Origin of the sequence: Nonomuraea turcica (genome assembly GCF_030718205.1) — a bacterium.
Lineage (GTDB): Bacteria > Actinomycetota > Actinomycetes > Streptosporangiales > Streptosporangiaceae > Nonomuraea.
The window spans coordinates 26,503-48,328 of the sequence record NZ_JAUZQF010000004.1 but is presented as its reverse complement, the minus strand read 5'-3'; the positions used below and the strand labels follow the sequence as shown (position 1 = coordinate 48,328).

19 protein-coding genes and 1 tRNA gene are annotated in these 21,826 nt (G+C 70.7%); 9 read left to right on the top strand and 11 right to left on the bottom strand.

The window, feature by feature from the left end:
• Positions 1-231 precede the first annotated feature (231 nt).
• Together ilvD and Q9G87_RS12100 are read right to left on the bottom strand one after the other, a co-directional pair.
• Positions 232-1,893 carry a dihydroxy-acid dehydratase gene (gene ilvD / locus Q9G87_RS12105; protein WP_305916389.1) on the bottom strand — a complete coding sequence of 554 codons (1,662 nt, stop codon included), beginning with the start codon at positions 1,891-1,893 and terminating at the stop codon, positions 232-234.
• Positions 1,894-1,907: 14 nt separating this feature from the next.
• Positions 1,908-3,128: a saccharopine dehydrogenase family protein gene (locus tag Q9G87_RS12100; RefSeq protein ID WP_305916388.1), complete on the bottom strand. Its 1,221-nt coding sequence runs from the start codon at positions 3,126-3,128 to the stop codon at positions 1,908-1,910.
• 102 nt (positions 3,129-3,230) lie between these two features.
• Between Q9G87_RS12100 and Q9G87_RS12095 the strand changes: the two genes are divergently transcribed.
• Complete coding sequence (locus Q9G87_RS12095) at positions 3,231-3,929, top strand: TetR/AcrR family transcriptional regulator (RefSeq protein WP_305916387.1); 699 nt, start codon at positions 3,231-3,233, stop codon at positions 3,927-3,929.
• Between the two features lie 15 nt (positions 3,930-3,944).
• Here the strand turns inward: Q9G87_RS12095 and Q9G87_RS12090 are convergent, their stop codons facing one another.
• From Q9G87_RS12090 to Q9G87_RS12065, 6 genes are all read right to left on the bottom strand, one after another.
• Positions 3,945-4,949 (bottom strand): hypothetical protein, encoded by a 1,005-nt coding sequence (locus Q9G87_RS12090; RefSeq protein ID WP_305916386.1) that lies wholly within the window; start codon positions 4,947-4,949, stop codon positions 3,945-3,947.
• A gap of 120 nt (positions 4,950-5,069) precedes the next feature.
• Complete coding sequence (locus Q9G87_RS12085; RefSeq protein WP_305916385.1) at positions 5,070-7,661, bottom strand: Tex family protein; 2,592 nt, start codon at positions 7,659-7,661, stop codon at positions 5,070-5,072.
• Positions 7,662-7,688: 27 nt separating this feature from the next.
• On the bottom strand, positions 7,689-8,855 hold the full coding sequence (locus tag Q9G87_RS12080) for an amidohydrolase (protein ID WP_305916384.1): 1,167 nt from the start codon (positions 8,853-8,855) through the stop codon (positions 7,689-7,691).
• A gap of 60 nt (positions 8,856-8,915) precedes the next feature.
• Positions 8,916-9,140 carry a hypothetical protein gene (locus Q9G87_RS12075; protein WP_305916383.1) on the bottom strand — a complete coding sequence of 75 codons (225 nt, stop codon included), beginning with the start codon at positions 9,138-9,140 and terminating at the stop codon, positions 8,916-8,918.
• Between the two features lie 17 nt (positions 9,141-9,157).
• On the bottom strand, positions 9,158-9,592 hold the full coding sequence (locus Q9G87_RS12070) for an RpiB/LacA/LacB family sugar-phosphate isomerase (protein ID WP_305916382.1): 435 nt from the start codon (positions 9,590-9,592) through the stop codon (positions 9,158-9,160).
• 32 nt (positions 9,593-9,624) lie between these two features.
• Positions 9,625-9,697: transfer RNA gene (locus Q9G87_RS12065), tRNA-Met, on the bottom strand.
• A 195-nt stretch (positions 9,698-9,892) separates the two neighbouring features.
• Between Q9G87_RS12065 and Q9G87_RS12060 the strand changes: the two genes are divergently transcribed.
• Genes Q9G87_RS12060 through Q9G87_RS12030 form a run of 7 tightly spaced genes read left to right on the top strand, consistent with a single transcriptional unit; the run spans position 9,893 to position 17,629 of the window.
• Entirely contained in the window at positions 9,893-10,972 is a 1,080-nt protein-coding gene (locus Q9G87_RS12060; RefSeq protein ID WP_305916381.1) for a DUF917 domain-containing protein, read from the top strand.
• Positions 10,965-12,530: a hydantoinase/oxoprolinase family protein gene (locus Q9G87_RS12055; RefSeq protein WP_305916380.1), complete on the top strand. Its 1,566-nt coding sequence runs from the start codon at positions 10,965-10,967 to the stop codon at positions 12,528-12,530. The genes Q9G87_RS12060 and Q9G87_RS12055 overlap by 8 nt, the downstream gene beginning before the upstream one ends.
• Before the next feature lie 23 nt (positions 12,531-12,553).
• The gene (locus tag Q9G87_RS12050; RefSeq protein WP_305916379.1) at positions 12,554-14,161 is read left to right on the top strand and encodes an ABC transporter substrate-binding protein; all 1,608 of its coding nucleotides are present in this window, start codon (positions 12,554-12,556) and stop codon (positions 14,159-14,161) included.
• A gap of 3 nt (positions 14,162-14,164) precedes the next feature.
• Complete coding sequence (locus Q9G87_RS12045; RefSeq protein WP_305916378.1) at positions 14,165-15,181, top strand: ABC transporter permease; 1,017 nt, start codon at positions 14,165-14,167, stop codon at positions 15,179-15,181.
• Positions 15,178-16,026, top strand: coding sequence for an ABC transporter permease (locus tag Q9G87_RS12040; RefSeq protein ID WP_305916377.1), 849 nt, complete (start codon positions 15,178-15,180; stop codon positions 16,024-16,026). Before Q9G87_RS12045 ends, Q9G87_RS12040 begins: the two co-directional genes overlap by 4 nt.
• Positions 16,023-16,760 (top strand): ATP-binding cassette domain-containing protein, encoded by a 738-nt coding sequence (locus Q9G87_RS12035; protein WP_305916376.1) that lies wholly within the window; start codon positions 16,023-16,025, stop codon positions 16,758-16,760. The genes Q9G87_RS12040 and Q9G87_RS12035 overlap by 4 nt, the downstream gene beginning before the upstream one ends.
• A complete protein-coding gene (locus Q9G87_RS12030) occupies positions 16,757-17,629 on the top strand; it encodes an ABC transporter ATP-binding protein (RefSeq protein ID WP_305916375.1) in 873 nt (290 codons plus the stop codon). Before Q9G87_RS12035 ends, Q9G87_RS12030 begins: the two co-directional genes overlap by 4 nt.
• Here the strand turns inward: Q9G87_RS12030 and Q9G87_RS12025 are convergent.
• On the bottom strand, positions 17,622-18,089 hold the full coding sequence (locus Q9G87_RS12025; RefSeq protein ID WP_305916374.1) for a MarR family winged helix-turn-helix transcriptional regulator: 468 nt from the start codon (positions 18,087-18,089) through the stop codon (positions 17,622-17,624). The genes Q9G87_RS12030 and Q9G87_RS12025 overlap by 8 nt on opposite strands.
• 73 nt (positions 18,090-18,162) lie before the next feature.
• Here Q9G87_RS12025 and Q9G87_RS12020 point away from each other — a divergent pair, with 73 nt between their 5' ends.
• A complete protein-coding gene (locus Q9G87_RS12020; protein WP_305916373.1) occupies positions 18,163-19,560 on the top strand; it encodes an MFS transporter in 1,398 nt (465 codons plus the stop codon).
• On the opposite strand, the gene Q9G87_RS12015 is transcribed toward Q9G87_RS12020, so the two are convergent.
• Positions 19,538-19,894 (bottom strand): DUF742 domain-containing protein, encoded by a 357-nt coding sequence (locus Q9G87_RS12015; protein ID WP_305916372.1) that lies wholly within the window; start codon positions 19,892-19,894, stop codon positions 19,538-19,540. The two genes, Q9G87_RS12020 and Q9G87_RS12015, sit on opposite strands and share 23 nt — an antisense overlap.
• Positions 19,887-21,746 carry a sensor histidine kinase gene (locus Q9G87_RS12010; protein WP_305916371.1) on the bottom strand — a complete coding sequence of 620 codons (1,860 nt, stop codon included), beginning with the start codon at positions 21,744-21,746 and terminating at the stop codon, positions 19,887-19,889. The genes Q9G87_RS12015 and Q9G87_RS12010 overlap by 8 nt, the downstream gene beginning before the upstream one ends.
• Positions 21,747-21,826 lie beyond the last annotated feature (80 nt).

Sequence of the window (21,826 nt, the reverse complement as noted above, 5' to 3'; positions counted from 1 at the left end):
CCCACGAACGTGTCCTACAGGTACTACCGCTGAGTGAGTGGCCAGGGGTCCGCCGACCCCCGGCCCGGCCCCTGGCTCACGCGGTGACGAGGAGCGCTACCCCGATCAGCACGGCGACCGGGACGAGCCACATCACGGCCTCGACAGCGAACTCCTTGTACATTGCGCAAGTCTCCTCTGGGACGCCCTATCCGGGCACTGCCGACACGTCACTGGGCAGCATAGCCGCCGTCAAACGGTGACCGCGCCGTCGGAGGCGGAGCCGACCGTCGCGACGTACTTGGCCAGCACCCCCCGCTCCACCGGCCGTTCGGGCCGCCGCCAGGTGGCCCGGCGCTCGGCCAGCTCCGCCTCGGGCACCAGCAGGTCGATCGTCCCGGCCGCGCTGTCGACGACCACCGTGTCCCCGTCCCGCACCAGCGCGATTGGCCCGCCGTGGTACGCCTCCGGCGTCACGTGCCCGATCACCAGACCGTGCGAGACGCCGCTGAAACGCCCGTCGGTGACCAGCGCCACGGACGAGCCGAGGCCCCGGCCGACGAGCGGGCCCGTGACCGAGAGCATCTCGCGCATGCCGGGGCCGCCCGCCGGGCCCTCGTACCGGACGACGATCACGTCACCCGCGACGATCCGGCCCTCCTGGATGGCGTCGTAACAGGCGTCCTCGGAGTCGAACACCCTGGCCGGGCCCTCGTGCCGGAAGTCGCTCTTGCCGCCCAGCTTGAGCACGCAGCCGTCGGGCGCCAGCGTGCCGCGCAGGATGGCCAGCGCGCCGCGCTGCTTGAACGGCCGCTCCACGCTCGCCACCACCTCCTGCCCCGGCGTCTCGTGGGCCGCCCCGGCGACGTCGACGAGCCTGCGGCCGTCCACCAGCGTGACGTTCTCGCGCAGCAACCCGGCCGCCAGCAGCCGGCGGGCCACCAGCGAGGTGCCCCCGGCCCGCCACAGGTCGAGTGCCGTGTGGTCGCCGCCGCTCGGCTTGAGACCCGTGATGATCGGGGTCTCGCGGCAGACCTCGCCGATCCTGTCGATCTCCAGCGGCAGCCCGGCCTCGCGGGCGATGGCCAGCAGGTGCAGCACGGCGTTGGTCGAGCCGCCCATGGCCGCCACCGACACGATCGCGTTGTGCAGGGCGTCCTCGGTGAGGACGCGGGACGGGCGGGCGTCGCGGGCCAGCGCGTCCATGGCGATCTCGCCGACCCGGTATGCCGCGGCGTTCTTCTCCGAGGCCACGGCCGGGATGTCGCCCACGCCGAACGGCGCCAGGCCCAGGAAGTCGGCGACGCTGCCCATGGTGTTGGCGGTGTATTGAGCGGCGCAGGTGCCCGCGCCCGGGCAGGCGTGCTTGGCCAAGTCGTCCAGCTCGGACTGGTCCAGACGGCCGACGGCACGCTCGCCGAGCGCCTCCCACATGTCCTGGATCGTCACATCCCGGCCGCGCCACCGGCCCGGCATCATGCTGCCGCTGTAAAGGATCACGGACGGCACGTCCAGCCGGGCCAGCGCCATGATCGCCGCGGGGACGGTCTTGTCACAGCCCACGATCGCGACGATGGCGTCGAAATCGTGCGCCCGGCCCATCAGCTCGATCGAGTCCGCGATGACCTCGCGGCTGATCAGCGACGTGCGCATGCCGGGCGTGTGCATGGTCAGGTTGTCGGAGACCGCGATGGTGTTGAACTCCATCGGCATGCCGCCCGCCGCCCGCACCCCCTCGGCCACGTGGGCGGCCAGCTCGCGGTGGGTGAGATTGCAGGGCATGGTGCCGGTCCAGGTGGAGGCGATGCCGACCACAGGGCGGCGCATCTCCTCATCCGACATGCCCATGGCATAGAGGTGGGAGCGGGCCGGTGCGCGGTCGGGATCGTCGGCGATGGTGTTTCTGGTTGTCACACGTCCATGATTCCTCACTGTTCCCGTATGCCCCATGGTGAGCCGTACGTCACCAGCAGGTCCAGGAACGGGCGTGGCTCGAACGCCTCGGGCCCCAGCACGCCCGCGCCCTTCCAGACCCCGCTCGCCATCAGCTCCAGCGCGATCACCGGGTTGACGGCGGTCTGCCAGACCACGGCCTGGGAGCCGTACTCGCGCATCGACCACTGGTTGTCCACCACGTGGTACAGATACACCTCGCGCGGCCGGCCGTCCTTGAGTCCCTTCACCCAGGTGCCGGCGCAGGTCTTGCCGTGCATGCGGTCGCCGAGCCCGGCCGGGTCGGGCAGCACCGCCGCCACCATGTCGCGCGGCGCCACCCTGGCCGTGCCTTGATCGGTCCTGACGGGGACCGGCTCGGTGCTGTCCACGCCCAGCGCGTGCAGGGTCTTGAGGGTGCCGATGAACTCCTCACCGAGGCCGTACTTGAAGGTGACCCGGCGCGCCGAAATCCACCTAGGGACGAGCAGCACCTCCTCGTGCTCGACGTTCACGCACTCGACCGGGCCGATGCCTTCGGGGAAGTCGAAGACCTCCGGCTCGCTGAACGGCTCGGTCGTGTACCAGCCGCGATCCTTTTCATAGATGACCGGCGGGTTCAGGCACTCTTCGATCGTGGTCCAGATGGAGAACGACGGGGCGAACTCATAGCCGTCGACAGTGAGGTTGGCGCCGTCCCTGATGCCGATCTCCTCGATCTCGTCGAACAGCTCGTCGGCGGCGTATCTGGCGAACACGTCGGCGAGCCCCGGCTCCACGCCCATGCCGACCAGCGCCAGCCTGCCTTTCCCCGCCCACTCCTCTTCTCTGGCGAACTGCTCGTCGCCCAGTTTGACGCCGACCTCCTCGTACGGGCGCTCGGGGTGCGGGCTCGACATCGACATGGCCATGTCGAGGTAGTCCGCACCGGCGGCCAGCGCCGCCTCGAACAGCGGCAGCACGAAACGCGGGTCGGTGGCGTTGAGCAGCACGTCGCACTCGTGCTCGTTGAGCAGCGCGGCGACGGCGGCGGAGTCGGCGGCGTCGATCCTGACGGGAGTGAACCTGGTCGCCTGCTCACCCAGCGCGGCGACGGCCGCCTTGGCGCGGGGGAGGTCGTAGTCGGCGACCACCATGTGGTCGAAGAACGGGCGGCGAGCGGCGATCCGCGTGATGGCGGTTCCCACCCCGCCGGCTCCCACGAGAAGGATACGCATGACAATAAATCCCCTTTTATCCGCTTTTGGGGGGCTGTGTCCTTTCATCCAACTCGACTATGCTCATCAACGTCAATGGCGTTGGCATAAGGAGGATTTGCGATGCCGAAACGGGTGGTCCCCGAGGCGAGCCGGCGCCGCCGCCGCCCCACCAAACAAGGCCAGGTCCTCACCCACCAGCTCATCGTCGAGACCGCGCTGCGCATGCTGCGCGAGCACGGCGCGGACGGCCTGACCGCCCGCCGCCTCGGACTCGCCCTGGGCGCTGACGCCAGCACCGTCTACCGCTACTTCCGCGGCATGGACGACCTCATCCTGGCCATCGCCGACGAGCTCTTCGCCCAGGCCATGGCCGGCTGGCGCTCCACCGGCGACTGGCGTTCAGACCTCCGCGACCTCGGGCTCCGCATCCACCACGCCTACCTGGCCCACCCACAGGCCGCCGTCCTGACCGCCAGCCGCGTCACGGGCCGCCCGAACGAGGTGGCGGCCGACGAGACGATCCTCGGCGTCCTCCGCGGCGCCGGCTTCCCGGACGCCGACGCCGTACGCATCTACCACGCCTTCATCGACCAGAGCCTGGCCTTCTCCATCCTCGACGCCGCCACCCTGGCCCTGCCCGCGGCCGCGCGGGAGGCCGACGAGGAGGTGTGGCGGGACACCTACGCCCGCCTGCCCGCCGCCACCCACCCCAACATCGCCGCCACGGCGCCGCTGCTGGTGGCCCGCATGAACGACAGCGCCTACCCGGCGGCACTCGACATGCTTCTGTCCAGCGCGGCGGCCCAGCTCAGCAGGTGATGCGGAACCGTACGGTCAAGGGCGGCGGCTCTGGGCGATGCGTTTGGCGAGTCCGGCCAGGGAGTCGTCGGCCATGAGGGCGGGCAGGCGCGGCGCGTCCTCGTCGATCTGCCGCAGCACGGCAGGCTGATCGCCGGCGAAGCGGCTCCAGGAGCGCACCACCTCCGGCATGGCCGCAACGGCCTCGTCGGACAGGATGGCCTCCCGAGGCAGCCACGACGTCAGGAACTGCGACACCCGGCTCGGGCTCCACCACAGCGGCCGGTCCCCGATGAACTCGACCAGCTTCTCGAACGCCTCCCGCGCCCCCGGCAGGTCGGGCAGGTCGTCGAACCGGGAGGCGGTGTCATCGCCCGCCCCGCGGACGACGCCCGGCACCGTGCGGGCTCTGGCGATCGCGAGCGGCCGGACCTCGGTCAGCGTGACGGCGACCGCCGCACCCATGATCCGGTCGCCCAGCTCGATCGCGTCCAGGATCCGGCCCCCGACCACCCCGGGATCGGCCGCGTCCAGGCCCAGGTCGTCGAGGAACTTCGGCTCCTCGACCACCGCGTCCACCGCCAGCCCGCCGTTCGGCTGGTCGATCCCCACAACCAGGATGTGGGGTTCCTTGCCGTTCTCGTACCGGAAGGACAGGACGGCCAGGGTCTGCTCACCGTACGGGTCGGCATTGCCGTACCAGGCGCCCTCGCAAGTCACCCTGCCCATCCGGCTCACCCACGGCGACAGCGTGTCCACCAGGCCTTCCGCGGCCCGCGCGTATACCCCCGACTCATCGGCCTCGGCGGACGGGGCCGCACCGCCGGGTGAAGGGCTCGGATTGACGGCCGCCAGCGCCACAAGCGTGAGCCGTGCCTCCGCCCCGCTGTCCTCCGCCAGCTCCCGAAGGAACGCGGCCACCTGGTCCTGCTCCAGGCTCGCCGTGAGCCGCGCCGCCCATAGCTCCGTCCGCAGCGGAGAATGCCACCTGAGCAGGTCGTGGGCCTGGGCGATCGCCGTGGTAAACGCTGATGTGCTCACCATCCGACCGTATCTCTCCAGCGTCGTACGTGGCCCCGCGACGTCCCCGCTGCGTGAGCTCCCGTATGGCCGGGATCCGGCCGCCTGGGCGGTGGTCGCCCAGACGGCCGTTTGCTGAGCTCAGCGCCCGTTATCGCCAGTGAGGCCGGCCTTGCGGAGGGCTTCGGCCATGGCGCCCGTCGGGGCCGGGCGGTCCTGCCGGCGCTGACCGCCGCGCTGCCCGTCGCCCCGTCCCCGCTGGCCGTCGCCGCGCCCGCGCTGACCGCCGTCGCCGTTGCCACGCTGGCCTGCCTCGCCCCGGCCGTCGCGCTGTCCGCCACGCTGTCCGTCGGGCTGTCCGTCGCGCTGTCCGTCTCCGCGCGGCCCCTGGCCGCGGCCGCCCTGGCCTCGACCACGCTGGGTTCCGTCACCACGGCCGCCGTCGCCGCCGCGAGCGCCATCGCCACGGCCGCCACCGTCACCACGGCCGCCGCCGTCGCTCCGGCTGCCGTCACGGCCGCCGCCGTCTCCGCGGCCGCCGCCCTGGCGGCCGGTCGACCGCCGGGGGCCGTCGCCCGGCCCCTGGGCCGTGGTCTCGTCCTCCAGGCGCAGGGTCAGCGAGATGCGCTTGCGGGGGATGTCCACGTCCAGCACCTTGACGCGGACGATGTCACCCGGCTTGACCACGTCTCGCGGGTCCTTGACGTAGGTGCGGGACATGGCCGACACGTGGACCAGACCGTCCTGGTGCACGCCGACGTCCACGAACGCCCCGAACGCGGCCACGTTGGTGACCACGCCCTCCAGGATCATGCCGGACGTCAGGTCGGAGATCTTCTCGATCCCCTCCTTGAACGTGGCGGTCTTGAAGGCGGGACGCGGGTCGCGGCCCGGCTTTTCCAGCTCGCGCAGGATGTCGGAGACCGTCGGCAGGCCGAACGTCTCGTCGGTGAAGTCCTGCGGCTTGATCGACCGCAGGGCCACCGTGTTGCCGATCAGCGACTTGAGGTCGCTCTGGACCGAGGTGAGGATGCGGCGGACCACCGGGTAGGCCTCCGGGTGCACGCTGGAGACGTCGAGCGGGTCGTCGCCGCCCCGGATGCGCAGGAAGCCCGCGCACTGTTCGAACGCCTTGGGACCGAGCCGCGGCACCTCCTTCAGCGCCGACCGCGTGCGGAACGGGCCGTTGGCGTCGCGGTGGCGCACGATGCTCTCGGCCAGCGTGGACCCGATGCCCGACACCCGCGTGAGCAGCGGCGCCGACGCGGTGTTGACGTCGACGCCGACGGCGTTGACGCAGTCCTCGACCACCGCGTCCAGCGAACGCGACAGCTTGGTCTCGGCGAGATCGTGCTGGTATTGGCCGACGCCGATCGACTTGGGGTCGATCTTGACCAGCTCGGCCAGCGGGTCCTGCAGGCGGCGTGCGATGGAGACTGCGCCACGCAGCGACACGTCGAGCTCGGGCAGCTCCTGCGAGGCGTACGGCGAGGCCGAGTAAACCGAGGCGCCGGCCTCGGACACCACGATCTTCGTGACCGACGGCATGTGCTGGACCAGCTCACCGGCCAGTTTGTCCGTCTCGCGCGAGGCCGTGCCGTTGCCGATGGCGATCAGCTCGACCCCGTGCCGCTGCGCGAGCGCGCCCAGCACGGCGAGCGACTGGTCCCACTGCCGCTTGGGCTCGTGCGGGTAGATGGTCGCGGTCTCGACGACCTTGCCGGTCGCGTCGACCACGGCCACCTTCACCCCGGTGCGCAGGCCCGGGTCCAGGCCCATGGTCGGACGGCTGCCGGCCGGCGCGGCCAGCAGCAGGTCGCGCAGGTTGGCCGCGAACACCCGTACGGCCTCGTCCTCGGCCACCTGCCACAGCCGCATCCGCAGGTCGATGCCCAGGTGCACGAGAATGCGGGTGCGCCAGGCCCACCGCACGGTCTCGGTCAGCCACTTGTCGGCCGGCCGGCCCTGGTCGGCGATGTCGAACCTGGAGGCGACGCGCAGCTCGTAATCGGAGCTGTCGTCCGGCTCCAGCGCGACGGACAGCACCTCCTCCTTCTCGCCCCGGAACATCGCCAGAATCCGGTGCGAGGGCAGCTTGGTGAACGGCTCGCCGAAGTCGAAGTAGTCGGAGAACTTGGCCCCCGCCTCCTCCTTGCCTTCGCGCACCTTCGACACCAGCTGCCCGCGGCTCCACAGCTGCTCGCGCAGCTCGCCGATGAGGTCGGCGTCCTCGGCGAACCGCTCGATCAGGATCGCCCTGGCACCCTCCAGCGCCGCGCCCGCGTCGGCCACGCCCTCGGTCACGAAGCCCTCGGCGACGGCCAGCGGGCTCAGCGCCGGGTCGGCCAGCAGCTGGTCGGCCAGCGGCTCCAGCCCCAGCTCGCGGGCGATCTGCGCCTTGGTGCGCCGCTTGGGCTTGTAAGGCAGGTAGATGTCCTCGAGCCTGGCCTTGGTCTCGGCCGCCATGATCTGCTCGCGCAGCTGGTCGTCGAGCTTGCCCTGGGACTCGATCGACTCCAGGATCGCCGCGCGGCGCTCCTCCAGCTCACGCAGGTAACGCAGCCGCTCCTCCAGCGTGCGCAGCTGCGCGTCGTCGAGGGTGCCGGTGGCCTCTTTGCGGTATCGCGCGATGAACGGCACGGTCGCGCCGCCGTCGAGCAACTCGACGGCCGCCTGCACCTGCCCGTCGCGTACGCCGAGCTCTGCCGCGATCCGCTGGTGTATAGAGAGCACTTGCCTGCCTTTCGATGGTCCCGCCGGTCAATTGTGCAGGACGACGCCGTCCTTCATGACCAGAGTGCGCGCAGGGTGAACGACCACCGCTTCCGCCGCGCTGGCGCACGGCACCACGACCAGGTCGGCCCGGTCGCCGGCGGACAGCCCGTAGCCCTCCAGCCCCAGCACGCGCGCGCCGCCGTGCGTGGCGGCCTCCAGCGCGAGCTCGATGTCCGCGTCCCTGCGGAACGTGCTGCGGTAGGCGACGTGCATCGCCCGCTCCAGCATGTCGCCACTGCCGTAGGGGCCCCATAGGTCCCTGATGCCGTCGTGCCCGCAGGCCACGGTGACGCCCGCGGCCCGCAGCTTCTTCACCGGCGGCACAGGGAAGCTGTAGACGGCAGCGGTCGCCAGCGCCACACCCGCCTCGGCGAAGCCCTGGATCAGCCGGTCCTGGTAGGCGTCGTCGAGCTGGCCGAGCGCGTAAGCGTGGCTGACCGTCACCCGGCCGCCCAGCCCCAGCGCCTTGGTGCGCTCGGTGATCAGCTCCAGCTCCCACCCGCCCAGGGAGCCGCCGTCGTGCAGGTGGATGTCCACGTGGGCGCCGTAACGCTCGGCCAGGCCGAAGATCACGTCGAGATGGCGCACGGGGTCGCGGTCGATGCCTGCGGGATCGAGCCCGCCGACCGCCTCGACACCGCTCTTCAGTGCCTCTTCGAGCAGCTTCGCCGTGCCCGGGTTGGTGAGCAGGCCGTGCTGCGGGAAGGCGACCTGACGCACCTCGAGGGGGGAGCGGGCGGCGGCCTCGCGCACGGCCTCCACACCGCGCAGCCCGACCAGCGGGTCGATGTCGGTGTGCGTGCGCACGTGGGTGGTGCCGGCCGCGCTCATGCGCTCCAGCAGCGCGCCGATCCGCTCCACGCTGGGGACGCCGAGCTCGGCCCGCCGCCCCATGTCGTTGCCGATGCGGCCGGCGAGCGTGTCGTCGGCCGAATGCGGCACCCACGGCCCGCCGTAGAGGGTCTTGTCGAGGTGGCAGTGCGCCTCGACCAGGCCGGGCAGCACCAGCTGCCCCGCGATGTCCACGACCAGGGCGTCGTCCGGTGCGTCGATGCCCTGGCCGACGTGGTGGATCAGGCCGTCGCGGACGAGGATGTCGGCGGTGGCCCCGAGCTCCCAGGGGAGCCCGCCGCGCAGCAGCACGTCGGTCATGCCAAGAACCCTAGACGGCCGGGCCGACGATTTCCGTGTCTCCGCCGTGACCGTTCTCGGTCAGTCGGGGCGACTGGCGAAAAGCTCAAGATGGTTGCAGTAACGGCAGCGATAGGCTTCGATCTCCCACTTCGGCCGGCCCATCAACTTGGCCCCGCCGAAGACCCCGCGTTCCAGAGCGCCCTCGACCCACCGTGCGAATCCCTTGGCGCTCTCGCCCGCATCCTGGATGAACCCGGCCTCCAGCCCCTCTTCGCCGCAGTGCGTGCAGTGTAAATCGGCCATGCGGCAGAGCGTAGCGGTCAGATCTCGTCCAGGTGGGACACGTTGGCGGCGTCGGCGGAGTCCGTGCTCGGCCGCCCCTCCAGCCAGGCGTCGAGGATCTCGTCGAGCACCACGTCGGAGGTGAGCCGCAGGCTGAGCGCCAGCACGTTGGCGTCGTTCCACTTGCGGGCCCCGTCGGCGGTGTAGGCGTCCACGCACAGGGCGGCCCGCACACCGGGGACCTTGTTCGCCGCGATCGACGCGCCCGTCCCGGTCCAGCAGCACACGACCGCCTGGTCGGCCCGCCCCTCGCTCACGTCCCTGGCGGCCAGCTCCGAGGCCCACGCCCAGTCGTCGCGCTCCTCGTCGTTGAGCGCGCCGTGTGTCACCACCTCGTGCCCGCGCCTGCGCAGCTCCGTCACGACCCGCTCGGCCACGCCGTCCTTGCTGTCGGCGGCCACCGAAATCCGCATGACACCAGCGTGCCACGGCACGGGGAGACCCGTAGCGGGTGCGGGAATCGAACCCGCCTTGCGCGACCTATGAAATCGCCGGGCACACCAGCGCCCCCACCCGCCTCGATGAGCGACGGGCGGGGTCCTTGAGATCAGGACACGCCCGTGCGGTGCCGCCTGCGCATTCGCCCGGTGTTCATGTCCTCGATCTTGCCGGTGGCCGCCGCGCCGGCGCAACGGATTTACCCGTGCCCACACGTGCCGCACTGGCGGATTGAGGTGCCATGTGGTTGGTTGAGTCGCCAAATGAGCATTGATGTGAGCGATATTCCGGCACTCGCCCGAGGGTGCGCCGTTCTGGGCACCGGCGGCGGAGGAGACGTCCGTACCGGATCGTTGGCCGCCGCACGGGCCATCCGCGAGTACGGCGAGGTGCCGCTGGTCCGGCTGGCCGACCTGGCGGACGATGCGCTGATCGTGCCGCTGTCGGGGATCGGGGCGCCGACCGTCAGCCACGAGATGATCCACAGCGAGGACGAGCCCAAGCGCATCGCCGAGGAGGTCGAGCGCCTCTTCGGCCGCCCGCCCACCGCCGTCATGTCATCCGAGATCGGCGGCTCCAACGGCGTCGCCCCCATCGCGTGGGCCGCGCAGCTCGGGTTGCCGCTGCTCGACGCCGACGGCATGGGGCGGGCCTTCCCCGAGGTCCAGATGGTGTCGATGTACGTGGCGGGGCTGCCGGCCGACCTGGTGATCATGACCGACGTCGCCGGGAACGTGGTCACCATCCGCCCGGTCGACGGATTGTGGTCGGAGAGGCTGGCCAGGGCCGTGTGCGTGGCGGCGGGATCGAGCGCGTTGATGGCCGACTACGTGATCACGGCCGCGCAGGCGCGGGGCGCGGTCATCGAGGGCACGGTCACGCGAGCGCTCGAGATCGGCAGAGCCACCGAGGGCGCGTCCGCTACGGGTGCCCGGGCGGCCGACCCGCTGCGCGCGCTGCAGGACCGCCTCGGCGCCGCCAGGCTGATCACCGGCAAGCTGACCGACGTGGAGCGGCGCACCACGGGCGGGTTCGTACGGGGCACGGCCACGATCGAGGGCACCGGCGACGACCGGACCCGCACCGTCACGCTGGAGCTGCAGAACGAGAACCTGGTCGCCGTCGAGGACGGCCGGGTCCTGGCCATGGTGCCCGACCTGATCACGGTCGTGGACACCGAGACCGCCGCCGCGATCCAGACCGAGGGCCTCAGGTACGGCCAGCGCGTCACGGTGCTCGCCTGGCCGTGCGACCCGCTCTGGCGCACCCCCAAAGGACTGGAGACCGCCGGGCCGCGGGCGTTCGGGTACGAGCTGGACTACGTTCCGGTCGAGGAGCTGACGGCACATGGCTGACCTGCCGGAGCTCGCGGAGCTCGGGATCGGGATCGACGTCGGAGGCACGAACACCGACGCGGTCGTGCTCGGCGCCGACGGCCGGGTGATCGCCAAGGCGAAGCGCCCGACGACGCCGGAGGTGACCGAGGGTCTGCGTGCCGCACTCGACGCGGTCCTGGCGGAACTCGGGGATACGCGGCACCGGGTCACCCGCGTCATGCTGGGCACCACGCACGCGACCAACGCGATCCTGGAGCGCCGCAACCTCGGCAGGGTGGCCGTGCTGCGGCTCGGCGCGCCCGCCACCACGTCCGTGCCGCCGCTCTCCGGCTGGCCCGGCGACCTGCGCAAGGCCGTCTCGGCCGGCGAGGCCATCGTGCCGGGCGGCCACTACGTCGACGGCCGCGCGATCCGCCCGCCGGACCTCGGCGCGATCCGCCGTTTCCTGGACGGCGTGGAGGCGGAGGCCGTGGCCGTCACCAGCGTGTTCAGCCCGGCGAGCGGTGAGCACGAGCGCCTGGTCGAGGAGCTGGTCCGGGCCGAGTACGGGCTGCCGGTCTCACTCAGCCACGAGATCGGCTCGCTCGGCCTGCTCGAACGCGAGAACGCCACGGTGCTCAACGCCGCGCTGTACGGGGTCGCCGCCCACGTGACCGGCGCCCTGGTCGCCGCGCTGGCCGAACGCGACCTGCGAGCCCGGCCGTACCTGGCACAGAACGACGGCACGCTGATGACGCTGGAGCACGCCGCGCGGCTGCCGGTGTCGACGATCGGCTCCGGCCCGGCGAACTCGCTGCGCGGGGCGGCGTACCTGTCCGGGGTGGCGGACGCGATCGTGGTGGACGTGGGCGGCACCTCCACCGACCTCGGGGTGCTGGCCGGCGGGTTCCCGAGGGAGTCGGCGGCGGCGGTCGAGATCGGCGGGGTGCTCACCAACTTCCGCATGCCGGACATCCTGGCCATCGCGCTCGGCGGTGGGACCGTGGTGAGAGATCGCGGGATCGGGCCGGACTCGGTCGGCTATCGGATCGTCCAGGAGGCGCTGGTGTTCGGCGGCAGCACGCCGACGATCACCGACGCCGCCGTGGCGGCCGGCCGTACGCCGGCTGACGGAGAAGGCTGGCGCGCCCGCATGGGTGACATGTCGGAAGGAATCAGCGACATCCTGGAAAGGGCGGTGGCCGTCGCGGACGAGATGGTGATCGACGCCGTGGACAGGATGGCGCTCGGCAGGTCCGACAGACCGCTGGTCGCGGTGGGTGGCGGCGCGTTCGTCCTGCCGGAGCGCATCCCGGGCGCGGGCCGGGTGATCCGCCCCGAGCATGCCGAGGTGGCCAACGCGGTGGGCGCCGCCATCGCACTGGCGAGCGGCAGAGTCGATACGATCTTGCCTGCGGGAGATAGCCGGTCAGAAGCCATCGAAAGGGCCAAGGAGGAGGCGGCGGCGCGAGCCGTGGCCGCGGGGGCGGATCCCTCCGCGGTCGAGATCGTCGATCTCCTTGAGGTGCCGCTGAGCTACCTCTCCGAACCCGCCGTGCGGGTACACGTCAAAGCAGCCGGACCACTCGCCCGGTGAAAAATCGAAAGGATCCCCCCACCATGCGCTGGCACAAGCGTCTGCTCGTGGCCGGAGTCACCAGTGTCTTGGCCTTGACCGCGTCCGCGTGCGCGGGCGGCCAGGTGCGTGGCGGCGGCGGGACACCCCAGCCGCAGCCAAGCGGCAGTCAGCCGGCGACCACGCAGGCCAACGACAGCACGTTCGTCTACGTGCCCAACCTCGACGTGGTCACCGACTGGGACCCGGCGACCTCCTACTCCAATGAGATCGTCGCCTTGTCGAACATCTATGAGGGCCTGACCAGGTACAACTCGGAGACCCGCAAGGCCGAGCCGCGCCTGGCCACCGAGTGGACCTCGGCGAACGACGGCAAGGAGTGGACGTTCAAGCTGCGGCAGGGCGTGAAGTTCCACTCCGGCGCCACGATGGACGCCGAGGCCGCCAAGAAGGCCATTGAGCGGACGATCGAGAAGAAGGGCGGCGCGGCCTACATCTGGGACGCGGTCGACACCATCGAGGCCGTGGACGCGTCCACATTGAAGTTCACGCTCAAGTACGCCACGCCGCTCGACCTCGTCGCCTCCTCCGGCTACGCGGCCTACATCTACGAAGTGGACGCCGTGGACCCCGACGGCAAGACCACCGCCGGCACCGGCCCGTACACGATCGACTCCTGGCAGAAGGGCAAGGAGACCGAGCTCACGCTGAAGGCGTTCGAGGGTTACTGGGGCGGCTGGAAGCCCGAGCAGTACAAGAAGGTCGCCTTCCGCGTCACGCCCGAGATCACCACCGCCTGGCAGCTGCTGCAGAACGGCGAGGTGAACTTCGTCCAGCGGCTGAACCCGCAGCTCTTCCAGCAGGCGGGCACGACCGCGAAGGTGCAGACCGCGCAGGTGCCGTCGTTCCAGAACCTGCTCGTGTTGTTCAACACCGCCTCAGGGCCGACGAAGGACGAGCGGGTACGGCAGGCGCTGCAGGCGGCCATCGACTACGAGGGCCTGATCGCCGCGCTCAAGGGCTCGGCCACGAAGGCCAGCGGCCTGGTGCCGCAGGGTCTGCTCGGCCACGCCACGGGCATGGAGCCCAAGCAGGATCTGGCCAAGGCCCAGGAACTGCTGGCGGATGCCGGGTACGGCCCCGACCTCCCCGAGCTCAAGCTCTCCATGACCTACGCCCAGGGCGACGAGGACCAGAAGCTGCTGGTCACGCTGCTCAGCTCGACGCTGAAGAAGCTGAACGTGACCCTGCAGGCCAAGCCCATGACCTGGAATGCGCAGTGGGACCTGGGCAAGAAGCAGGGGCAGGACATCTTCGTCATGTACTGGTATCCGGACTACCCGGATGCCTACTCGTGGTTCGTGAACGTCTTCAAGAGCGCCGAGAAGCCGCAGTTCAACCTGTCCTACTTGAAGAACGCCGGGATCGACGCGGCCATTGACGCGTTGCCGCAGCTCACGGCCACTGACCAGCTCAAGGCGGACATGGCGTACCAGGATCTGCAGAAGAAGATCATCCAGGAGCAGGCGGCGGTGGCGGTGCCGTACGTGCAGACCTACCAGCGCGCGCTCACGGACGACATCCAGGGATACGTGGACAATCCCGCCTATCCCAACGTGGTCTTCTTCTACGACCTCAAGCGCGCAAGCTGATCCATGGCGCGTTATCTGGCCCGCCGGCTCGGTCAGGCTCTCCTGGTCGTGGCCGGCGTGGTCATGCTCACGTTCGCCGTCATGCGGTTGGTGCCGGGCGATCCCGCGGTCGCGTTCGCCGGGCCGAAGGCCACGCCCGAGCAGCTGGCCGCGGCACGCGAGCGGTTCGGCCTCGACGACCCGATCCCGCTGCAGTTCGTGACCTACGTGCGTGACCTGTTCACCGGCGACTGGGGGACCAGTCTGCGGACCCGGCAGCCGGTACGCGACGACCTGTATCTCGCTTTCCCGGCCTCGCTGGAGCTCGTGGGGGCGGCGCTGGTGGTCGCGGTCGTCGTGGGCATCCCGATCGGGGTGCTGGCGGCCCGCTATAAGACGAAATTTCCGGACCTCGGGGTGCGGTTCACCAGCATGCTCGCGGTCTCCGTCCCGGTCTTCTGGCTGGCCCTGGCCATGCAGCTGGTGTTCGCCGACCATCTGGGCTGGTTCCCGATCGCCGGCGAGTACGACTCCTCGCTCGACACCACCAGCCCTCTCACCCTCTGGACGAACATCACCCTCGTCGACGCCCTCATCACCGGCAACTGGCCGATCTTCAGCAGCACCCTCGAACACCTGGTGCTGCCCGCCCTCGTCGTGGCCGCCTACCCGACCGGCGTGATCGCGCAGATGACCAGGGCGGCCCTCATCGAGGAGTCCGGGCAGGACCACGCCAGGCTGGAGCGCGCACTGGGCTTCGGGGAGACGTCCATCCTCACCAGATTCGCCCTGAGGCCGGCGCTCAGCCCGGTGTTGTCGCTGATCGCCCTGGTGTTCGCGTACTCGATCGTGAACGGCTTCCTGGTCGAGGCCGTCTTCAACTGGCCGGGTCTTGGCCGTTACGCCGCCGAGTCGATCAAGTCACTGGACACCCCGGCCATCGCCGGCGTGACCCTCCTGGTCGCCCTCGTGTACACCCTGGCCAACCTGGTCGTGGACCTGCTGCAGGGCGTCGTCGACCCCCGGGCGAGGGCACGATGACCGCGACGGAGGCGCCGCTGCGGCGCACGCTGCCGAGGATCCCCGACCGGTTCGCGGCCTTCGGGGCGGTGCTCATCGTGGTCGTCGTGCTGGCTTCGATCCTGGCGCCGTGGCTCGCGCCGTATCCGGATGAGCCGAATCCGCTGGAAATACTGCAGCCGCCGAGCGCCGCCCACTGGCTCGGGACCGACCAGGTGGGGCGGGACGTGCTCACCAGGGTCCTGTACGGCGGTCGCACGTCGTTGTTCATCGCCGTCGCCGTGCTGGCCATCTCGGCGGCGGTCGGGGTGACGCTCGGCGTGGTGGCCGGGTACGCGGGCGGCTGGATCAGGGACGTGATCATGCGGGTCACGGACGTGTTCCTGGCCTTCCCCGCGCTGCTGCTCTCCCTGGCCCTGGCGGTCGTGCTGCAGCCGAGCGTGAACACCGTCGTGCTGGCCATCGCGGTGACCTGGTGGCCGTGGTACACGCGGCTGTCCGCCTCGGTGGCCGCGTCGATCGCCACCCGGAGCTACGTGGACGCCGCCCGGTGCCTCGGCGTGCCCGCGCCGCTGATCATTCTCAGGCACGTGCTGCCGAACTCGCTCACCCCCGTCCTGGTCCAGGTCTCGCTGGACGCGGGCGGGGTGATGCTGACCGCGGCCGCGCTGTCGTACCTGGGGCTGGGCGCCCAGGAACCGACCGCGGAATGGGGGCTGATGGTGCAGCAGGGCCAGACGCTCTTCACCACGAACTGGTGGGTCGTGACCTTCCCAGGGCTGGCGATCCTGGTGACGGCGTTCGCGTTCAACGTGCTCGGCGAGGGGCTGAGGAACGCGCTCGACCCGCGAAGGGTGGTCAAGTGATCGAGGTACGCGACCTCCGCGTCAGTTACGGGGGGCGGGTCGTCGCCGATGTACCCGAGCTCGACGTGGGCGCGGGCGAGTGCGTGGCGATCGTGGGGGAGAGCGGCTCGGGCAAGTCGACCACGTTGCTCTCGTTGCTGGGCCTGACCCCGGATGCTGAAATTTCGGGACACATCAAGGTCTGCGGCGTCGACGTGCTGACCGCCCCGCCCCGCCGCCTCCGTGAGATCCGCGGTGCCAGGGCCGCGCTCGTGATGCAGTCGCCGCAGGCGGCGCTCAGCCCGGCCACCCGGCTCGGCGTCCTCATGCGCCGCGCGCTCAGGCTCCACCGCAGAGACTCCACGGAGCAGGCCATGGTGGAGGCCATGGAGGCCGTGCTGCTGGACCCGGAGCTCCTGCGCCGCTATCCGCACGAGGTCTCGGGCGGCCAGGCCCAGCGCTTCGCCATCGCGCTGGCCATCGCCCTGGGCGCGGAGCTGATCCTGGCCGACGAGCCCACGAGCGCCCTCGACGTGACCGTGCAGGCCGAGGTGGTGGGCGTGCTGCGCAGGCTGCGGGCCGAGCGGGGCCTGGCGCTCCTGCTCGTCTCCCACGACCTGGCCCTGGTGTCCACGATCGCCGACCGGGTGCTCGTCATGAAGGACGGCGTGGTGGTCGAGTCGGGGCTCGCCGCGGACGTGCTGGCCGCGCCGTCCCACCCGTACACGCGCGAGCTGCTGGAGGCCCTGCCGTGAGGCTGCTGAGGGCCGAGCGCGTGACGCTCGGGTATGGCAAACGCCCGGTCGTGCACGACGTGAGCCTGGAGATCACGGAGGGTGGCGTCGGGCTGATCGGGGAGAGCGGCTCAGGCAAGACGACGCTGGCCCGGGCGTTCCTGGGCCTCCTCACCCCTATGTCTGGAAATATCTGGTACGGCGACCAAGCGCTGAAAAACACAGACATGCGGGCGTTCCGTAAGGACGTCCAGCCCGTCTTCCAAGCCGAAGCCCTCGACCCCCGGATGCGGATCGGCTCCTCCATAGCGGAGGCACTCCCAAGGGCCGAGCGAGCCAGGGTGGGGGAGTTGCTCGAACAGGTCGGACTGGACCCGGATCTGGCGGCCCGGAGGCCGCACCAGCTCTCCGGAGGCCAGCGCCAGCGCGTCGTGATCGCCAGGGCCCTGGCCGTCGGGCCTCGCCTGCTCATCCTGGACGAGCCCACCAGCGCACTCGACGTTACGGTCCAGGCCAAGATCCTCGACCTGCTGGCAGGGCTGGACACCGAGCGCCTGCTCATCACCCACAACCTCGCGGTCGTGGAGCGGCTGTGCCGCACGTCCCATGTGCTGTTCGCGGGCCGCGTCGTCGAGTCGGGGCCCACGGCCGGCCTCCTGGCCGAGCCCGCCCACCCGTACACCAAGGCCCTGCGCGACGCCGTGCCCAAGCTCGGCGGGTCCCCGCCGGAGGCCAGGGGGCGGACGGAGGCCGTGCCGGCGGCGACGGGCTGCCCGTACCGGCTGCGCTGCCCGATCGCCGCGCCGGCGTGCGAGCAGCCGCCTCCTCTGCGGGACCTGAAGGACCGTCAGGTGGCCTGCCATCGGGCGGAGGAGGTGCTGCTCACTTGATGACCAGCTGAGCCCTCAGATGGGCGGTGACGTCGTCCGCGAGCTTCTCCATCAACCGGGCCAGATCCGTCCGGTCCGCCGCCGACCAGTCGGCCAACGCTCCCTCGAACCAGTCGGTGGTCACTTTGCGGCACTTGTCTGCCGCCTCGGCGCCCTCCTGTGTGAGGGCGATGCGCCAGGCCCGGCCGTCGTCGGGGTCGCGGACGCGCTCGACCAGGCCGCGCTGCTCCAGCGCGGCGACGTGCCTGGTCACATGCGGGCTCTCCACCTGAAGTGCCTCGGCGATCGCGCCGATCCTGCGCGGTTCGCCCGCGTCCAGCAGGCTGACGAGGATCTCCACGCCGGGCCGGTCGAGCCGGATGCCTGCGGCCTCGGTCAGCCGCTCGTGGGTCTTGCCGCGCTTGAGGGTGGTCACGAGCGTGCGGAAGGCCGACACCGTTCTGTTGAGATCTTCGTCCATCTCGTTTGCTTACCTAACTTACGTATGTATTATCGCTTCTTGTTACTTACCTAAGTTATCTAAAGGAGCCGAGATGGCGACAGCCGTCGCGTCGAGCGCACGCACGACGTCGAACAGGAACCCCTGGCCGGGAGTGATCGCGCTGGCCTTCGGCGCATCCATCGCCGCCCTTCAGAACACCGCGGTGGTGCCGTTGCTTCCAGTGCTGCAACGCGAGCTGGGCACCTCTCTTGCCGCCGTGAGCTGGACGCTCACGCTGAGCCTCCTGGTCTCCGCGGTGGCCACGCCGCTGTTGTCGCGCTTCGGCGACATGTACGGCAGGCGCACGATGATCCTCGGCGCGCTGGCCCTGCTGGTGATCGGCTCGGTCATGGCGGCCCTGGCGACCTCGCTGGCCTGGCTGTTGGTGGCGCGGGTGCTGCAGGGCGCCGTGGCCGCCCTCGTGCCGCTGTCGATCGGGGTGGTACGCGACGTGCTGCCCCGGCAGCAGCTGGCGACCGGCATCGGGGTGGTGAGCGCGACGATGGGGTTCGGCGCCGGCGGCGGGATGATCCTGGCCGGGCTCGCCGCGGGCGACTGGCACCTGGTGTTCTGGATCATGGCCGGCATTTCCCTGGTGGCCGCGATCATCGTGGCCATCCTCGTCCGTGACCAAGCCCCGGCCGTGCGGGTCCGCCCCGACCTGCTCGGGGCCGCGCTGATGGCCGCCTGGCTGGTGGCGCTCCTGCTGGGCATCAGCGAGGGCGGCTCATGGGGCTGGACCTCGCCGGGCGTGCTCGGCCTGTTCGCCGCCGCGGCGCTGCTGGCCGCGGTCTGGGTCCTGGTCGAGCGGAGGGTGGCCGAGCCGCTGGTGGAGATGTCGATGCTGGTGCACAGGGGCACGGTCGGCGCGACGGTGGCCTCGATGCTGCTCGGGTTCGCGTTCTTCACGATCCTGACGGGCATGTCCGGGTTCGCCCAGTCGCCCGTGTCCGGCCTGTCCGCCTCGACCCTGGAGGTCGGGCTCTACCTGCTGCCGAGCACGCTGTTCATGCTGGTGATCTCGCTGTTCGCGGGCCGGCTCATGCGGGTCTTCCAGGCCTCGACCATGGTCGCGGCAGGCTCCGCGGTCACCGGCCTGGCCGCGCTGTGGCTGGTGTACATGCACGACACTCCTGCCCACCTGTACGTGGCCGCCTCGCTCATGGGCGTCGGTCTCGGCGTCGGCTACGCGGCCCTGGGGACCATGGCCGTCGAGCACGTGGACCCGGGCAAGACGGCCGTGGCGGCAGGTGTGAACGCGCTCGTACGGATCGTGGGCGGCAGCACCTCGGGCGCCGTGATCGCCGCCATCCTGGCCGCCCAGCCCGGCATCACCGGCTATCAGTGGGTCTTCGGCGTGGCCACCGCGGCCGGGGCGGTGGCCACGGTGTTCGCCACGGTCTACGGGCGGCTGAACCGCAGGCAGGTCACAGCGCCTTCAGCCCGCTGATCACCTCCAGCAGCACCTTGGCGTCCGGCGCGGGAGGCGGGTGCTCGACCTGCACGAGCTGGCGCGCGTGCAGGTCGCCGACCAGCACGCGGACCACGCCGACCGGCAAGTTGAGCTCGGCGGCCACGTCGGCGAGCCGGGTGGGTTTGGTGCACTTCTGCAAGATGATCAGATGCTCGGGCCCGAGGCCCGCGGGCGGCGTCAGGCCGCCGGCGGTGATGATCACCGCGATGAGGTCGATGGCCTCGCTCGCGGGCACCGTACGGCCCCTGGTCAGCAGGTAGGCGGGGACGATCGGACCGGCGTCCTCGTCCAGCCAGCGCTCGTCACTCACTTCGCACCACCCGCATGGGGCGTACGGGCTCCTGCAGCACGGGATCCTCCGGTTCGGCCACGTGCTCTTCCGGGATCAACACGATGGCGGTGGTCCCTCCATATGGTGAACCGCGCAACGTCACGCGGATGTCGTGCCTGGCGGCCAGGCGGGAGACGACGAAAAGGCCGAGGCGGTCACTGTCGGCCAGGTCGAACTCCGGTGGGCTGGCCAGCCGCTCGTTGAGTTCGGCCAGCTCCTCTGCGCTCATGCCGAGCCCGCGGTCCTCGACCTCGAAGACGAAGCCGCGGGCCGCCTTCTCGCCACGCACGATGACCGAGGTGTGCGCGGGGGAGTAGACGGTGGCGTTCTCGATGAGCTCGGCGATCAGGTGGATCACGTCTCCGACGACAGGCCCGGCCAGGCGGTTGGCCGGCATCGGCTCGACGGTGACCCGCTGGTAGTCCTCCACCTCGGCGGCCGCGCCGCGGGCCACGTCCAGCAGCGGCACGGGGCGGCTCCAGCCGCGGCCCGGGGTCGCGCCCGACAGGATGATCAGGCCCTCCGCGTGGCGGCGCATGCGGGTGGTCAGGTGGTCGAGCTTGAAAAGATCTTCGAGGGCGTCCGGATCGGTCGCCCGGTGCTGCATGTCCTCCAGCTGGATGCGCTGGCGGTGCAGCAGGGTCTGGCTGCGCCTGGCCAGGTTGCGGAACACGTGGCCGACGCCCTCGCTGAGCTGCGCCTGGCCGACCGCGGACTCCACGGCGGTCTGCTGGACGGTGGAGAAGGCCTGGCCGACGTCGTCGATCTCGGTCGTCGTGCTCGTCACCGACAGCTCCGGCAGGTCGACCTTCTCGCCCCTGCGCAGCTTGGCGACCACGTGCGGCAGCCGCTCCTGGGCCATCTCCAGCGCGACCAGCCGGAGCGCGCCGAGCTCCTTCGACAGCCGGTCACCCATCCGCAACGAGAACGCGATCGACATCACGACCAGCGCGAAACACGTGCCGGCCAACATGAACGCCCGATTGATCACCTCGTCGGCGACCGGCTCGGCCCGCGCGCTCAGCATCGTGCTGGCCTGCATCTGCGTCTTGTTGAACGACGCGGCCAGCCCCTCTGTCGCGCTGAGCCAGCCCTTGGGCATGCCGCCGGCGATGATCTGCTCTTCCATCATCCGCATCCGCTGGTAGGCGGGGGAGGCGATCAGGGCGGCGTTGGCGTCGCGCAGGGCCGGGTCGAGCTCGGCGAGGGACTGGTCGATGAGGAAGCGCCGGTTGCCGGCGATCTCGGTGAACAACCTGCGCTCCGCGGCCGTGACCGGCCCGAGCGCGATGGCCTGCTCCCGGGTCAGCAACTCCTTGGCGTAGCTCATGTCGATGACCACGCGGGACTGCTCGTAGATCGGGATGTCGTCGATGAGCGCGACGCGGCGGTGCAGGCCGAAGAGCGTGTCGATGATCGCGTTGTAGGCCTCCACGGTGTGCAGACGGTCGGACAGGCCCGTGTCGATCTCTCCTCTGATCGCGTCGAGCCTGTCGAGTTGCGCATACACCGCGTCCACCTGTGTGCGGATCTCTTCCGATCGGTCTTTGGATGTGCTGGAGAGTTGCCTGAATGTGTCCCTGGCGGTGTCGGTGCGGGTGCGTTGCGCGGCGACGGCTGCGGTGCCGGCCGTGTGCCGCAGGAGCTTGGCCGAGACGAGACGCTCATGCTGGATCTCGCTGATCAGTTTGTACGCGGGAAGGCGCAGGTTCGTCCAGAGTGTCTTGTATTCGCGCAGCTCCAAACCCTCGGTCGCGGTGACGGCGGTGATGACCCCCCACAACACCACCATGGAGGCCAGCGGCACCAGCAGTAGGCCGATGATCTTCATGCGGATCGTTCGGCTACGACCCATGGCACCTCACTCCGGTCGGTCCCCTGCTGGCAACCCCGGACGGGACAGGGTGAGGA

Coding starts and splice junctions, on each gene's coding strand:
- Q9G87_RS12020 (WP_305916373.1), top strand. CDS start 18,163: ATGGCGACAGCCGTCGCGTCGAGCGCACGCACGACGTCGAACAGGAAC.
- Q9G87_RS12080 (WP_305916384.1), bottom strand. CDS start 8,855: ATGACCGACGTGCTGCTGCGCGGCGGGCTCCCCTGGGAGCTCGGGGCC.
- Q9G87_RS12010 (WP_305916371.1), bottom strand. CDS start 21,746: ATGAAGATCATCGGCCTACTGCTGGTGCCGCTGGCCTCCATGGTGGTG.
- Q9G87_RS12095 (WP_305916387.1), top strand. CDS start 3,231: ATGCCGAAACGGGTGGTCCCCGAGGCGAGCCGGCGCCGCCGCCGCCCC.
- Q9G87_RS12100 (WP_305916388.1), bottom strand. CDS start 3,128: ATGCGTATCCTTCTCGTGGGAGCCGGCGGGGTGGGAACCGCCATCACG.
- Q9G87_RS12040 (WP_305916377.1), top strand. CDS start 15,178: ATGACCGCGACGGAGGCGCCGCTGCGGCGCACGCTGCCGAGGATCCCC.
- Q9G87_RS12075 (WP_305916383.1), bottom strand. CDS start 9,140: ATGGCCGATTTACACTGCACGCACTGCGGCGAAGAGGGGCTGGAGGCC.
- Q9G87_RS12050 (WP_305916379.1), top strand. CDS start 12,554: ATGCGCTGGCACAAGCGTCTGCTCGTGGCCGGAGTCACCAGTGTCTTG.
- Q9G87_RS12070 (WP_305916382.1), bottom strand. CDS start 9,592: ATGCGGATTTCGGTGGCCGCCGACAGCAAGGACGGCGTGGCCGAGCGG.
- Q9G87_RS12045 (WP_305916378.1), top strand. CDS start 14,165: ATGGCGCGTTATCTGGCCCGCCGGCTCGGTCAGGCTCTCCTGGTCGTG.
- Q9G87_RS12055 (WP_305916380.1), top strand. CDS start 10,965: ATGGCTGACCTGCCGGAGCTCGCGGAGCTCGGGATCGGGATCGACGTC.
- Q9G87_RS12025 (WP_305916374.1), bottom strand. CDS start 18,089: ATGGACGAAGATCTCAACAGAACGGTGTCGGCCTTCCGCACGCTCGTG.